At 41.7% G+C, this 14,112-nt stretch carries 15 protein-coding genes and 1 riboswitch; of the genes, 5 read left to right on the forward strand and 10 right to left on the reverse strand.

Going from position 1 to position 14,112, the window contains the following annotated elements:
• Window positions 1–118: 118 nt before the first annotated feature.
• The gene (locus DET59_RS21095) at window positions 119–2,158 is read left to right on the forward strand and encodes a sigma-54 interaction domain-containing protein (protein WP_113971551.1); all 2,040 of its coding nucleotides are present in this window, start codon (window positions 119–121) and stop codon (window positions 2,156–2,158) included.
• Window positions 2,159–2,537: 379 nt separating this feature from the next.
• Window positions 2,538–3,062, forward strand: coding sequence for a universal stress protein (locus tag DET59_RS21100; protein ID WP_113971552.1), 525 nt, complete (start codon window positions 2,538–2,540; stop codon window positions 3,060–3,062).
• A gap of 52 nt (window positions 3,063–3,114) precedes the next feature.
• On the opposite strand, the gene DET59_RS21105 is transcribed toward DET59_RS21100, so the two are convergent.
• Complete coding sequence (locus DET59_RS21105; RefSeq protein ID WP_113971553.1) at window positions 3,115–3,567, reverse strand: helix-turn-helix transcriptional regulator; 453 nt, start codon at window positions 3,565–3,567, stop codon at window positions 3,115–3,117.
• A gap of 162 nt (window positions 3,568–3,729) precedes the next feature.
• Here DET59_RS21105 and DET59_RS21110 point away from each other — a divergent pair, with 162 nt between their 5' ends.
• Window positions 3,730–5,136: a cryptochrome/photolyase family protein gene (locus DET59_RS21110; RefSeq protein WP_113971554.1), complete on the forward strand. Its 1,407-nt coding sequence runs from the start codon at window positions 3,730–3,732 to the stop codon at window positions 5,134–5,136.
• Window positions 5,137–5,201: 65 nt separating this feature from the next.
• On the opposite strand, the gene DET59_RS21115 is transcribed toward DET59_RS21110, so the two are convergent.
• Entirely contained in the window at window positions 5,202–6,446 is a 1,245-nt protein-coding gene (locus DET59_RS21115; RefSeq protein ID WP_113971555.1) for a dicarboxylate/amino acid:cation symporter, read from the reverse strand.
• A 372-nt stretch (window positions 6,447–6,818) separates the two neighbouring features.
• On the opposite strand from DET59_RS21115, the gene DET59_RS21120 reads away from it, so the two are divergent.
• On the forward strand, window positions 6,819–7,247 hold the full coding sequence (locus tag DET59_RS21120; protein ID WP_113971556.1) for a low molecular weight phosphatase family protein: 429 nt from the start codon (window positions 6,819–6,821) through the stop codon (window positions 7,245–7,247).
• Window positions 7,248–7,294: 47 nt separating this feature from the next.
• On the opposite strand, the gene splB is transcribed toward DET59_RS21120, so the two are convergent.
• The 8 genes from splB to DET59_RS21160 all read right to left on the reverse strand — a co-directional run bounded on the left by splB (window position 7,295) and on the right by DET59_RS21160 (window position 13,020).
• On the reverse strand, window positions 7,295–8,323 hold the full coding sequence (gene splB / locus DET59_RS21125) for a spore photoproduct lyase (RefSeq protein WP_113971557.1): 1,029 nt from the start codon (window positions 8,321–8,323) through the stop codon (window positions 7,295–7,297).
• Window positions 8,324–8,335: 12 nt separating this feature from the next.
• On the reverse strand, window positions 8,336–8,581 hold the full coding sequence (locus DET59_RS21130) for a transcriptional regulator SplA domain-containing protein (protein WP_113971558.1): 246 nt from the start codon (window positions 8,579–8,581) through the stop codon (window positions 8,336–8,338).
• A 121-nt stretch (window positions 8,582–8,702) separates the two neighbouring features.
• Window positions 8,703–8,876 carry a TatD family hydrolase gene (locus DET59_RS21135; RefSeq protein ID WP_113971559.1) on the reverse strand — a complete coding sequence of 58 codons (174 nt, stop codon included), beginning with the start codon at window positions 8,874–8,876 and terminating at the stop codon, window positions 8,703–8,705.
• Between the two features lie 101 nt (window positions 8,877–8,977).
• Complete coding sequence (locus DET59_RS21140) at window positions 8,978–9,715, reverse strand: ABC transporter ATP-binding protein (RefSeq protein ID WP_113971560.1); 738 nt, start codon at window positions 9,713–9,715, stop codon at window positions 8,978–8,980.
• 1 nt (window position 9,716) lies between these two features.
• On the reverse strand, window positions 9,717–10,478 hold the full coding sequence (locus DET59_RS21145; RefSeq protein ID WP_113971561.1) for an ABC transporter permease: 762 nt from the start codon (window positions 10,476–10,478) through the stop codon (window positions 9,717–9,719).
• On the reverse strand, window positions 10,475–10,768 hold the full coding sequence (locus DET59_RS21150) for a thiamine-binding protein (protein WP_113971562.1): 294 nt from the start codon (window positions 10,766–10,768) through the stop codon (window positions 10,475–10,477). The genes DET59_RS21145 and DET59_RS21150 overlap by 4 nt, the downstream gene beginning before the upstream one ends.
• A 12-nt stretch (window positions 10,769–10,780) precedes the next feature.
• Window positions 10,781–11,764, reverse strand: coding sequence for an ABC transporter substrate-binding protein (locus tag DET59_RS21155; RefSeq protein WP_113971563.1), 984 nt, complete (start codon window positions 11,762–11,764; stop codon window positions 10,781–10,783).
• 160 nt (window positions 11,765–11,924) lie between these two features.
• Window positions 11,925–12,036, reverse strand: a riboswitch (TPP riboswitch).
• Window positions 12,037–12,114: 78 nt separating this feature from the next.
• A complete protein-coding gene (locus DET59_RS21160; protein WP_181778271.1) occupies window positions 12,115–13,020 on the reverse strand; it encodes a phosphotransferase enzyme family protein in 906 nt (301 codons plus the stop codon).
• A gap of 86 nt (window positions 13,021–13,106) precedes the next feature.
• On the opposite strand from DET59_RS21160, the gene DET59_RS21165 reads away from it, so the two are divergent.
• A complete protein-coding gene (locus DET59_RS21165) occupies window positions 13,107–14,009 on the forward strand; it encodes an aldo/keto reductase (protein WP_113971565.1) in 903 nt (300 codons plus the stop codon).
• The last annotated feature ends 103 nt before the right edge of the window (window positions 14,010–14,112 follow it).

Below are 14,112 nucleotides of genomic sequence, written 5' to 3' on the forward strand. Positions count from 1 at the left end.
ATCTCCAGATTTCAGGGGGTGGCAATTTTTTTGCTCAAAAATCCCTCTATTATAGGATTTCATAACCTATTTCTTATAAAAGTTTTGACAATACGATTAAACCATAAGGGGGAAACGTATGAAACACGAATTAATTCTATTAGCTGGAACGAAGGAAACAGAAAGAGCTCTTAAGGAGCAATTACAATCCGTTTTCGGAGAACTGATCAATATTACGAGTTATGCTTGTGATGAAGGGATTCCTACATTTTTCACCAATGAATTGATTGTTTATTCTTCTGCGCTGATCGCACCGGAAGTGAAGGAATATATCGATTTCGGCTCATGCACCATCATTAAAGCACGTCGTACCGTCAATTACGAATACATAGATCGTATTTTCGAATTACCTCCGGGAAAAAAGATACTATATGTGAATGATTTCATTGAAACAGCCAAAGAAGCAGTCTCTACCTTGAAACGGTTAGGAATAGATCATGTGGATTACATTCCATACTCGCCAACTGGAGACTACCCTAGACAAATTGACATTGCCATTTCACCTGGAGAAACGGCAAGCATCCCCCCTTCCATTCCCAGCAAGATCGATATAGGTGTACGCCTGATCGATTTGAATACCATTATGAAAATCATCTACCACTTTCAATTGTCAGAGCAGTTGACCTTCGATATCACCGATCGCTATACAAGAAAGATCATCGAGCTCAGTCAAAAGCTGGGTGCCATCAATCGAAGGGCGAAAACATTAAATAAATTTTTAAATAAAGTAGTGGATGGTGTAAATGATGGGATCCTCGCCTTTCAGGAAGACGGAGAAATTACCGTATTCAATGAAGTGCTTGAACGAATGGTTGGTATTACAGCTACCCATGCGAAAGGAAAGAAACTAAACAGGGTGTTCAAGAATATCGAGCTCAATCACTTTTTGACGTCGCAACAGGATGAAGATCAACAATATTTCACTCTCCGTCAGCAGAATGTGATGGTCTATCGTTTCCGTTTGAAGGCAGAGGGTGTCATTGTCGCAACGTTTAAAGATATGGAAGAAACCATCGAGATGGAAAAGGTTCGAAAACGGGAGCTGCAGCGGATAGGATATATTGCCAAATATACATTTGACAGCATACTGGGGGAAAGTGCCCTTATTAATGAAACCAAGATGATCGCCAGAAAACTCGCAAAAAGTGAGCTTCCGATTTTAATTTATGGGGAAACCGGTACTGGAAAAGAACTGTTCTCAAGTGCCATGCATAATGATTCGTCCCGAAAGAACAGTCCGTATCTTGCTGTAAATTGCAGCGCATTGCCTGAAGATTTATTAGAAAGTGAATTATTCGGCTATGAGGACGGAGCCTTCACCGGCGCAAAAAAAGGAGGAAAAAAAGGATTATTTGAACAAGCAGACGGGGGTACCCTGTTTCTTGATGAGATCGGTGATATTAGCCTAAAGCTTCAAGCGAGGCTCCTGAGAGTCCTTCAGGAGATGGAGATCAGACGGATTGGTGGAAACAAGAACATTCCTGTTGATGTCAGGATCATTGCCGCTACGAACAGGGACCTCCAAACCTTAATAATGGAAGGAACGTTTCGTGAAGATCTCTATCACCGTTTGAAAGTTCTATCATTGCAGCTGCCCAGCCTCCGTGATCGAAGCGAAGATATCCCCCTTCTCATCGAGAACTTCCTTCGTATGGAACATAGCAAAATCACTGCAATCGACGAGGCTGTATTAAATGCATTGAAGAAAGCACCTTGGAGCGGGAATATCCGTGAACTTAAGAATACACTTCTTTACATGATCACCGTTGCAGAACAAAATCGGTTAACGGTTCATCAATTACCGAAAAATGATAATAATTTATTGGAAAAGGAACATACTAAGGGTACCTTTTCCCTTCCTGCTATCTCAATGTCTAAAACCGGGGAGTATGTAAAAATCCTTACCGCGTTAGTTGAATTTTTCGAAGAAGGAAAGCGAGCCAGCAGACAAAAGATTTATTCTTCCCTGCAACGAAGCTCCACTCCTCTATCCGTTCAACAAATTCGGACAAGATTAAACGAACTCCAGGATCTCGGGTATGTATTGATCCAGAGGGGGAGAATTGGAACAGAAATCACGCCTGAAGGAGTAGCCTGGTTAAATAAAAATGCGGAGTAGGTTTTAACTATCCTTTAACAGGGTAACTTTACATTAACCGGTTAGAAATACAAAACATATTTCATTGATACTACAAGTCGAGGTGATATTTAATGGTACGTACAATCTTAATGGTCGTTGGAGCAATTGTTGTCATTGGTTGGATTATCAGCATGCTGTAATCAGAACCACTTAAACTAAACATTATTCTTGCTATTATATGATTTTAATCAAAAAGAAAGAGCAGAACGGATCTTCCCCCGTTCTGCTCTTTCTTTGTTAAAAAGTAATTGTAAAATCACTTTTTTATAATGGTCTCTCCATTCATCGTTTTCCCGAAAAAGATTAAAAAGCTTAATATTGGGTAAATAACAGATATCCTATTGATGAGGTGATTTTGATGTATAAACATATTTTGTTAGCTTATGACGAAACCGATGGAAGCAAGAAAGCATTGGATGAAGTACAAAAATTAATAAAAGGTTCTATAGATACACAATTAACCGTACTCCATATATCAGATGAAAAGGTAGCAAATGAAAGTCAAGACAACTATACCCCTACCCATGCATTAGCCGATACGTCACCAGGGTTTGATAACAATTACATGGGGAATCTGTCGGTTTCACCCGACAACAAAGTTCATACTTCGGAGGAAGAACGTCACGAAATTAAGACACCCTCCTCTACACATCACTTTTTAAAAAATGCGAAAGAAAAACTTTCTCCTTATGGGATTGAAGCAAATTATATTCACCTATCCGGTTCAGAAGCAAAACGCATATGTGAATATGCCAAAGAAATCCAGGCAGACCTGGTAGTAGTCGGGAGCAGCCGTAAATCCGGCATGAAAAAATGGGTGCTCGGAAGCGTCAGTGAAAAAGTCACTCAAAACTGCGAAACCAGCGTACTGGTCGTAAAATAAATGGAACGAACGGAGGGACGGACCTTTTAAAGGTCCGTCCCTCCATTATGTATTACTGACCCGTTAACTCATCAAAACGGTTATGGGCATTTTTTTCGTCAAAGCTGCTGTATATCCGGTAGTCCTCGAAGTCCAAAATTCGGAAGTGCTGACTGAAAAGGTTTTGCTGAAGAATGTATTCATCATTCTTCTTTACATCTTTCCACCAGACCTTCCCGCCCAACGTTTTCTCCTTCCGATAATCAATGCCTTCCCGGGCAATGGTCTCTATGATTTCAAGGGGCTCTCCTCCCAGACTGGTGGTTAAGGTTTCACTATCTTTAAACAATGCACAAATGGCAATGACCGCGGTCCAGCCGGCCATGACTCTGCCTTTTTCAATTTGAACCAGGGTTTTTTTGGATAATCCGATAATGTTCGCCATCTTATCCTGTGTATAACCTGCCTCTGTTCGTATGAGCCTTAATTTATCTGATATGATTAGAACGATCTCTTCTTTTGTCATCGATTCACACCTTACTTCTTTTATAGTGTAATATTACACTGAGTTGATTTCCATTTTCAAGTAAACGTTTCGATTAAACCCATCGATTTTTGTATCACCCTGTTTATTTTACTATACTTTAGGTAAAGAATTGACGCATTTGACTTGAACGGAGGGAGAAACATGACAAAACGCATCATTGTCCTTATTAGGGAAGACCTTCGGATTCACGATCACCCTGCTCTCTATAGAGCTTCTCAAGAAGGAATGGTGATTCCTCTATATATCCTGGATGAGGAGACCTCTCACTCCCCCTCTGGAGAAGCTAAGAAGTGGTGGCTGCATCAGAATTTAGAAGCCCTTCAAACGTCCCTTCAATCGATTAACGGACGCCTTTGGGTAGATAAAGGAAAAGTAGCAGATCTTCTCCCCCAGTGGGTTCAGAAAACACATGCACAGGGGGTTTACTGGAATAGAGTCTATGATCCAAGAGCCTATGAGGAGGATCTCGCTTTAGCCCGTTCTTTGTCCTCAAAGGGAATAGATATTCAAACATTCGAAGGGACACTTCTTCTTCCTCCTTGGAAAATCAAAAAGGATGACGACACCCCTTATAAAGTGTACTCAGCATTTTATAAATCATTAAGGAAGGAGGAGATCCCGAAACCTCTCCCATCTGTGAAGAAGATGGAGGTCCCGGACCTAGACGCGGAGGGTCTATCCTTGGACGATTTAAGTCTCAAGCCCTCTATTCCCTGGTATCAAATCATGGAAAGCATTTGGGACCCCGGCGAAGAAGCTGCTGTTAAAAGGTATCATGCCTTTATTAAAAAAAGCATCAAGGACTATTCGGAAGGAAGAGACTTTCCTGCAGAAGGCCATCACTCCACCTTATCCCCTTACTTAGCCCTTGGGGTCCTATCGGTGAGAAGTTTGTATCATTCGCTCCTTGAAATGGAAGAAGTGCAGGTTGAGCCCTTCATTAAACAATTAATTTGGAGGGACTTCTCCTACTCCGTCCTGCTTCATTTTCCTGAGTCCACCACACGACCTGTAAATGAGAAATTCAAGGAGTTCCAATGGCAGAAGGAGAGGGATCATTTGGAAAGATGGAAAAAAGGAGAGACAGGTTATCCCATCGTCGATGCAGGAATGAGAGAATTATGGGCAACGGGGTTTATGCACAACCGTGTCAGAATGATCGTCGCATCGTTCCTGACCAAGCATTTACTGATTCCTTGGCAGGAAGGCGCCCAGTGGTTCTGGGATACACTGATTGATGCAGACCTCGCCAATAATTCAATGGGCTGGCAGTGGGTTGCAGGCTCCGGCTTTGATTCTGCCCCCTACTTCCGTATTTTCAATCCAACCCTTCAAAGTGAAAAATTCGATAAAGAAGGCACTTATATCCGGATGTGGGTTCCTGAATTAAAAGACGTTCCCAATAAACATATCCACAAACCTTCACAAGCTTCCGTGGATATTCTGAAAACTGCGGGGGTGATCCTGGGAGAACATTATCCCTATCCGATCGTCGATCATAAAGCAGCCAGGAAAAGGGCTTTAGAGCGCTATGATGAAATAAAATAGATATAAAAAAACGAGTCTATGACCCTTAAAGGCCATAGACTCGTTTTAATGGAAACGAAAAGAGACTATGCCTCTCCTCTTTGTTCCTTGATCGTACGTTTCTTTTCAGATTCTGATACAAACAACGCACACGCTGCATCTCCTGAAATATTGATGGAGGTCCTCGCCATATCAAGCAGGCGGTCAATCCCCAGAATTAATCCAATTCCTTCTACCGGCAGGTTTACACTGCTTAAAACCATTGCAAGAAGGATCAATCCGACTCCAGGAACCCCTGCTGTACCGATACTGGCTAAAACAGCCGTTAGTACAACCGTAATCAGTTGTTCCAATGATAAATCAACACCATACACCTGAGCGATAAAGACGGTTGCAACCCCCTGCATAATCGCAGTACCATCCATGTTGATGGTAGCTCCTAATGGTTGAACGAAGGAGCTTACTGATTTCGATACGCCTAAACGTTGTTGGGCAACATCCATTGAGATGGGAAGCGTCGCGTTACTGCTTGACGTACTGAATCCTACGCTCATCGCAGGACTGAAATTCTTGAAGAACCAAAGCGGATTCTTTTTTGCCAACAGGAGGATCGTTCCACCGTAGGTAACGATGGCGTGAATGATCAATGCTGCAAGGACGACTACAAAATAAAGCCACATCGCCTTCAAGGCACTCATACCTTGACTTCCGATTGCAGAGGCGATCAATCCGAACGTTCCGTATGGAGCGAATTTCATTACGAGTGTCACAAGGTACATCATAAGATCATTACCTTGTTCAACAAGCTTTAATATTCCTTTTGTTTTGTCCCCTAAAGTTGTTAATCCAAATCCAATAAAGATGGCGAATGCAATGATTTGCAGCATATTTCCTTCTGTCATCGCTGTAAGTGGATTTTTGGGAATAATGTTCATGAGGGTCTCTCCCACTGGAGGAGCATCTTCCGTTTCAAAGCCTTCTGATTGTGTTTTGTCGATTCCCTCTACCATACCGGGATCAATGACATAAGCAAGGGATAAACCGATCACGATGGCAATACAGGTAGTCAATAAGAAGAATACAATGGTCTTCAACCCTATTCTCCCCAGCTTCTTAGGGTCACCCAGACCTGCAGATCCAAGAACGATGGATAGAAACACAATGGGTACCACAAGCATGCTGATGAGGTTAAGGAATATCTTCCCTAACGGTGTAAACAGATAAGGATCTAATATATCAAATATATCTTTAGCAAAAATATTAAGCAGTAATCCCACAATCGCCCCTAGTATTAAGGCAATGATAATCTTCGTTGTTAAATTAAATTTCATAGATGTACCTCCCCTATCTCAATACAAAATAATTAAAAGATGTTTACCCTTAATTACTTTTAGCAAAACTATTATTTTTAAAATTTTTCTATTATCTCTTCCTGAACTGCCTTCCCATCCATTTTTTTCGCTGCTTCTTCATTCTCCATTCCCTATTATACTGATTTTTTTAATAATTGAAGAAGATTAAGGGTGAATTAAAACATTTTTACTATGTTTCTCCTCACGCCCCACACAATATGTGGGAGTTGAATGATTCTATATGACTACAGATTAACTTCCAATCTTTTCTTTTTTACAATTGATGATTAAATGCTACGTGATTGGGTAAATAGTAATAACAGCATGAAAATAGAAAGGAACATACCTAAAATGAATAAAACAGTCTATTTTCTTTCAAGTAGTCAACAGCGCAGCTTGATAGCTGAAGGCTGGGCCGAGAAGCTCGATGTGTCAGATTGGTCTTTCAAAAGTGCCGGATGGGTTACTGAGAATCGTGCTGAATTCAGCGTTTTAGCAATGAAAGAGTTATGTATTGACATTAGCACATTCCCACTTACACGCATTGAGATGAATGAACTTGGTAACGCTTCGGTTATTGTTGCGATTCAGGATACAGAATTTGATGATAAGATAGAGATTCCTTCTGAATTAGAAGATAAAGTCATCTATTGGAATTTGCCTAATCCAAGGAAGCGTTCTGCATCACTTATTGAAGAATGGGTACACTATCAGGAAATTTGTGATGAAATTGCCATGCGGGTGAAAGATTTGGAAAATATCCTACCACAACTACATTAAGAGGACTGATTACAACTGACATTGTATTGTAATCAGTCCCTTTTTTTTTATGTGAAATACTCGAGCTTCGCTTTTGGAAAATGTTTTTCCATATAAGCATACAGATGATCTTTCATTTCCTGCTCTTCGTCCTTCTGATAGATATACTTGCCAATCCCGTATTTACCCCATTTATATCGCCGTTCTTCCTCATTAAGTTCAAGCTTTGTCATCGGATAATTTTTCTCAATGACTCTTTTAGCCGGTTTTGTGAAACGATGTTGAATAAATTCAAAGGTTAAATCCTTTTTCGCTTCTTCCGGCAGATGAGCTTCCAAATGTTCAAACATTTGCCTATACCCTTCCTGCCACCCTTCGTGGATATAGATAGGTGCCACAATGAATCCTAATGGATATCCTGCTCTCGCTACCTTCCCCGCTGCCTCTAGGCGCTTATCCAGAGGAGAGGTACCAGGCTCAAAATTCTTGATCACATAATCGGCATTGATACTGAACCGGAATCTGGTTTTTCCATTATGCTTCGCATCAAGCAGATGGTCGACGTGATGGAATTTCGTCACAAAACGAAGCTTGCCATACTCGGATTGGCCAAAATGCTCGATGGCTCGTTTTAGAGTATGAGTGAGATGATCAATCCCTACGATGTCGGACGTACAAGCAGCTTCAAAACGTGTGAATTCAGGAGCTCTCTCTGCAATATACTTGTCCGCCGACTCAAATATTTCATCCACATTCACATACGTTCGTATATATGGTTTACTCCCCATCGTTGTTTGCAGATAGCAATAGTGACAGTGCCCCATGCACCCTGTTGCAAATGGGATGGCATATTCAGCAGACGGTTTGGATGTATCAAACTTCAACGTTTTTCTCACTCCGACTACTAATGTGGATTTTGCAATCCGGTATTTCTGAAAATGGTTGTCCCCTGGCAAATTACGAACCTGGTTATGGGATGTTGTGTACCTGATTTCCACATCCATTTTTTCAAACTTTTCTTTGAGCTCTTTACCCAGGGGATATTCCAAGGCATTCGGTTCAAAGTAGACCAATTGTGGCACGAACGGTTTAACCATGATTCATCCCTCCTACAGGTCTCCAAATGATTGAGTATAGGCTTGCTCCGCTTCTGCTTCTGAAGAATAAACTGCCATTTCATGTGTTAACGGATAATAGGTTTCATATAAAAATAATGCCAGTTCGTCCGGATTTTCCGGATCATGTACAACGGCTGCTTCCTGCACGTTGGCGACACTTTGTGTATGGGGATTTCGATATATCACATATACGACATCACCCGCTTGATAGGGCATATATTGATCATTCATTTCCATTCTTTTCACCTTTTCCTAAACGTCATTACTATCATCTTTTGTTATCTCACTGATAAATATGATGGTAAAAGATGTTTTTAAAAAAACTCCTCCTGCACAAATGATGCAGGAGAAGTTTGATTTAGAAAATTCCATAAAATGCAGTTGTATTTTTAAATATTTTTTTATAAACTTTCGACTCTGACAGGCTTTTTATTTCGGCGATTTTTTCAATGGACCGATGCATGATTCCGGGATGGGTCATCCTTCCCTGAAAGACGCCTTCAAAACGCCAAGGACCATCTGTTTCAACCATAAGTTTCTTCTACAGAATACAGTTCAAGTTCCTGCAGAATTTTATCACGCTGATATCCTTCGTATAAATCCAAGTGAATATGTGCATCAATCAAGGATGGTTTACACATATTGAGAAAGCTCCTCAAAAATGCTCGTTTTCCATTTCAGAAACTCCTCCGTTAAGAGGATCTCTTTGTCGCGGGGACGGGAAAATGGTACTTTGAACTCCTTCTGCACCCTGGCTGGCCGAGTCGATAATACAATGATCCGGTCTGAAAGGAACAGGGCTTCGTCGATATTGTGAGTGACAAATAGAACAGAACTCAAGTCTTCCTCCCAAATGGAAAGGAGCCATTTCTGCATGTCCAATCGGGTGAATTCATCCAGGGAAGAAAAGGGCTCATCCAGGCATAAAAAGGATTGAGGACTGACAAGGGCACGAATAAACGCCACCCGCTGCTTCATCCCACCGGATAATTCATCAGGATACGCATTCTCATATCCCTTTAAGCCTGCCCGTTCAATCATGCTCATTGCTTTATCCCTATCTTTCTTCCCATGTAACTCCTGGCCAAGCATCACATTCTCAATCACAGTCCTCCACGGCAGGAGGGACGGACTTTGAGGCATATAACTGATGGTTCCTCTTTGACCATTTATCGATTTACCATCTAATTGAATATCCCCTGAATCGGGTGTGAATAACCCGCCGATCACGTGAAACAGCGTGCTTTTCCCGCTCCCGGAAGGACCGAGGATCGAGACGAACTCACCTTCTTCAACATGAATGGAAAGCTCATCGAGGATCAGCTCCCCATCGAAGTATTTAGACATATTTTGTATGGATAAAGTCGTCACGTTATCTGTCCTCCTTTCGGTTCCACTTAATCATGATTTTTTCTAATAACAAAATGATTCCAAAGAAAACCAGGCTGAGCAGCATAATCATAAAGATGGCTACAAATACCCTGTCTGTCCTGAAGGAAGAAGAGGCAAGGGTCATATAGACACCGATCCCTTTCTGGGCACCTAACCATTCTGAAATCACCGCCCCCATCACACTATAGGTAGCTGAAATTTTCAATCCTGAGAAGATGGAAGGAAGTGCATGGGGCCATTCAACCTTTTGAAAGATTTGACCTTTTGTGGCTCCCGACATTTTCATGTAAAGGATGTACTCTGCGTTTGTCTGCCTGAATCCATCCAATGCCGAGACCGCTACCGGAAAGAAGCAGATCAAGGTAATGACAATGATTTTCGGCAAAAGTCCAAATCCAAACCAGATAACAAGTAAAGGAGCCAAGACGATAATCGGAATATTTTGAGACAAAATCATAAGTGGATATATTGCTTCTCTTAACTTGGGCAGAAGGTGCAGGCCCACTGCTGTCCCGATTCCAATCGTACATCCAATCACAAACCCTCCGATCGTAAGGAGAGTTGTCGAAGCAAGATGTCCTGTAAACGTGGACCATGAGGCGACTCCTTCCGCCCATATTTCTGAAGGTGAAGGCATTAGCCATGCGGGCACCTCAAATACTCTAATGGTGAATTCCCAAATGATGAATAAAAGGATGAGGACCAAGAAGGGTCTCCATCCTTTCGATATCCAAGCTTTCATCCTTTATACTTCTCCGTCAATTGATTCATTTCAATCCCGGCAGGCTGATATAATACCTTGATTTGAGAAATAACGTTTGAGCTGCCCATTTCAATCATTCGTTCATTCATTTGTTCAATCACCTTAAATAAGTCAGGTAGATTCCCTTCCATTGTCGTTTCTAATGGATGGACTTCATAACCGACACCGGATTTTTCAATGATCGCGATGGCTTCATCCACGTATGGTATAACATCTTCGCCATTTTTTGTCTTCGGAATAATTTGTATGCTTACGAGTGCGTTCCCCATTTTGTTCACCTCTTATTTTGGTAAGAATTCGTTTGTGAAAGCTTTTTTACTGTCCAGTTCCTTATCTAATAAATCGTTCTCATACATCCATGAAGCATAGTTTTCCCAAACCTCCAGCTTCTGCTCTCCCCATCTGTAAGCGTCATCCTTGTATTTAGGAGCCAGCCATTCCTGACTCTTCATGACTAATTCTTTATCAAGATCCGGAGCTGCTTCTAATAGGATCCCACCGGCCTCTTCCGGATTGTCGATTGCAAACTGATAGCCTTTTGAAGAAGCTGATAAAAATGATTTAACCGTTTCAGGGTCTTTTTCAATCATCTTTTCATTCGTCGTCAAGACAGGGGTATAATAATCCAGTTTTTCAGAGTAATCCTTTACGTACATCATATTCAAATCCTCACCGCGTAGCTCTGCTTCAATCCCTGTCCATCCATAGTAGATCCACGCAAAGTCAACATCCCGTTTCACGGCAGTAAAGAAATCTGTATCTCCCATGTTTACAAAATCCACTTTCTCTACATCTGCGTTTTCTTGTTTCATAATCGACGTCATGACGGCTTTTTCTAAAGGTGATCCCCATCCTCCATAACTTTTCCCTTCAAAATCCTTCGGAGTCGTTATACCCTTATCCTTAGGTGAAGCAAACCCGGATGTATTATGCTGTATGACCGCAGCGATAGATACGAGTGGTACGTCCTGTACCCTTGCTTGCGTGACACTTTCCTGGTATCCAACCCCGAACTCAGCTTTGCCCGAGGCAACGAGTTGATCTGCCCCTGCCTCACCAGGTAAGATGATATCCACATCCAGCCCCTGATCTTCAAAGTATCCCTTTTCTTTCGCAACGTATAATCCAGTGTGATTGGTATTCGGTGTCCAGTCCAGTACAACCGTAACCTTTTTAAGACCTTCTTTCTGTTCTGATGTGTTTCCTCCTCCACTGCAAGCAGTTAATAGAAAGACAGAACAGATGATATACATCCATTTTTTCATCATGATTCCTCCTCAAATCCTTATATGTAGTTGTAACGTTTATACTTATTCTTCACTTAGTAGAGAGAATGAATGTAAAACACCTTAGACCGTCAGGACACAACCACAAAAAAAGCGCCCCAAGCTTCAGCGAGGGACGCATTGTTAAACATGATGATGTAATGTTTAAGAGAATGTTTCCTACGCTGGTATCAGCCAGTTCAGGTTCAAAGGGTCAGTATCTTATCAGGATACAATCTCAACCGGCCACACCGGTCCCCCTACACTTGTACTATGAAATTTAAACGTTATCTTCTTCCCTACTTTGCCACAGAAAAGGTGGATATTCAAGCATTTCCTCTTAAATAGACTTACATTTGAAAGACCCTCTCATAATCACCGGAATTCACCAGCCTGTTAATGAACGGGATGTATGTAGATACAACGTGTGAATACCCTTTTTGATTGTAAAAAAAGGTGTATTGAAGAAGAAAGATAATGACTAAGAATGGCATCAGTTCCTTTTCTTCCTGAGTCAAAGTTCCACCGGACTGATAGCCCTCCATAAAGGCATGGATACATTCAACTTGCGCGTACTCACCCTGTTTGACCTGGTCTTTGAGCATCCCTGCAAGAAAGTAACAGACATCTGCTATGCGGGGTGCTTTTCGTATCCTCTCGAAATCTATGATCCCTGTCACCCTTTCCTCTTTCACGAGAATATTACGGGGATGACAGTCGCTATGGACGAGTTGTTGGGGCAATTTGCTATAGGAGAAAGACCATTCATTCAGCCTGCCAAGGAACCCTTCCCCCCACTTTTCTATCAATGTTGAATCATTCACGCTTATCCACTCTCTCAAATGTGTTTCAACTTTCCATTCTTCTACCTCGAATTTACAGACGTATTCTTTTAGACTGCCATGGAGTTGGGAAAGGTATGTTCCCACCATTTTCAAAGAAGTTAAGGAATGGCCTTGTACCGGTATCCCCTTCAGCTCTTGATACAGGCAGTAGAAAACTTGATGTTGTCGTACATATGGCTGATGCGAGACCGTTAGCAGTGGCCTTTCGACAGGAAGTCCGTTTTCCAATAAAAAAGAAGTTAAGAGCAGCTCTTCTATTCGCTTCTCCACTGAAGAGTTCAATCTCTTTTTTAAATAAAATGTCTTCTCCCTACTCTTCACCTTATAAACATTGTGATGATGGCCCACGGTCTCTATGGAGGAAGGGGGAACCTTCCAGTTCAATAATAGATCATGAAGAGGTTGAATCATTTTTAATTCCTTTCGAAACATAGTAATATACGTTTAGTATGACTATGAAAGAATGTCTACATACCATATGAAAAGAGGTTGCATCGATGCAAAGAATACAAATGACGGAAGACTTATCATTCTCAAGAATCATTCATGGGTTGTGGAGACTTGCGGACTGGAATCAATCAAAGGAAGACACCCTTTCTTTAATCCAGCACAATATTGAAAATGGAATCACGACTTTTGATCACGCAGATATTTATGGCTCGTATACATGTGAGGCATTATTTGGTGAGGCACTCAACCTACAGCCGTCCTTACGAGAAAAGATGGAAATTGTGACAAAATGCGGGATTGTCCTGCCTTCCGACAATCGTCCTGATCATAAAACACATCATTACAACACGAGTCAAAAGCATATTCTGACATCTGTTGAGAACTCCCTGCGGAATCTGAAAACGGATTACATCGATTTATTATTGATTCACAGGCCAGATCCGTTTATGAATGGAGAAGAAGTGGCGGAAGCCTTCACTCAATTGAAAGAAGAAGGAAAGGTCCGTCATTTCGGAGTATCCAACTTTAAAGATCATCAATGGAATATGCTTCAATCCTACTTACCGTTTCCATTGATCACCAATCAGATCGAATTATCTGCATACAATTTAGAAAACTTTGAAGACGGTACGTTAAACCTTTGCCAAGAGAAGCGTGTCGCGCCGATGGCCTGGTCGCCACTTGCAGGCGGAGCGATCTTCAGAGGAGAAGATGAGAAAGCCGTTCGCCTTCAACATACTTTGAAGAAGGTACAAGAAGAAACAGGGGCAAAGGGAATTGACGAGGTTCTATATGCATGGCTTCTTAATCACCCGGCCAACATTATGCCAATCGTCGGTTCAGGTAAAAAGGAGCGCATTCAACATGCCATCGACTCTCTATCCATTACATTAAATCACGATCAGTGGTTTGAAATCCTGCAAACCTCTATGGGGCATGATGTACCTTAAAGCTTTCAACAAATCGAGTAGGAGGGGGTGACTAACCCCCGACCTCTCACACCACCGTACGTACGGACCCGTATACGGCGGTTTCTTTAAGGTTGACGTATCG

Origin of the sequence: Rossellomorea aquimaris (genome assembly GCF_003315075.1) — a bacterium.
Taxonomy (GTDB): Bacteria; Bacillota; Bacilli; order Bacillales; family Bacillaceae_B; genus Rossellomorea; species Rossellomorea aquimaris_C.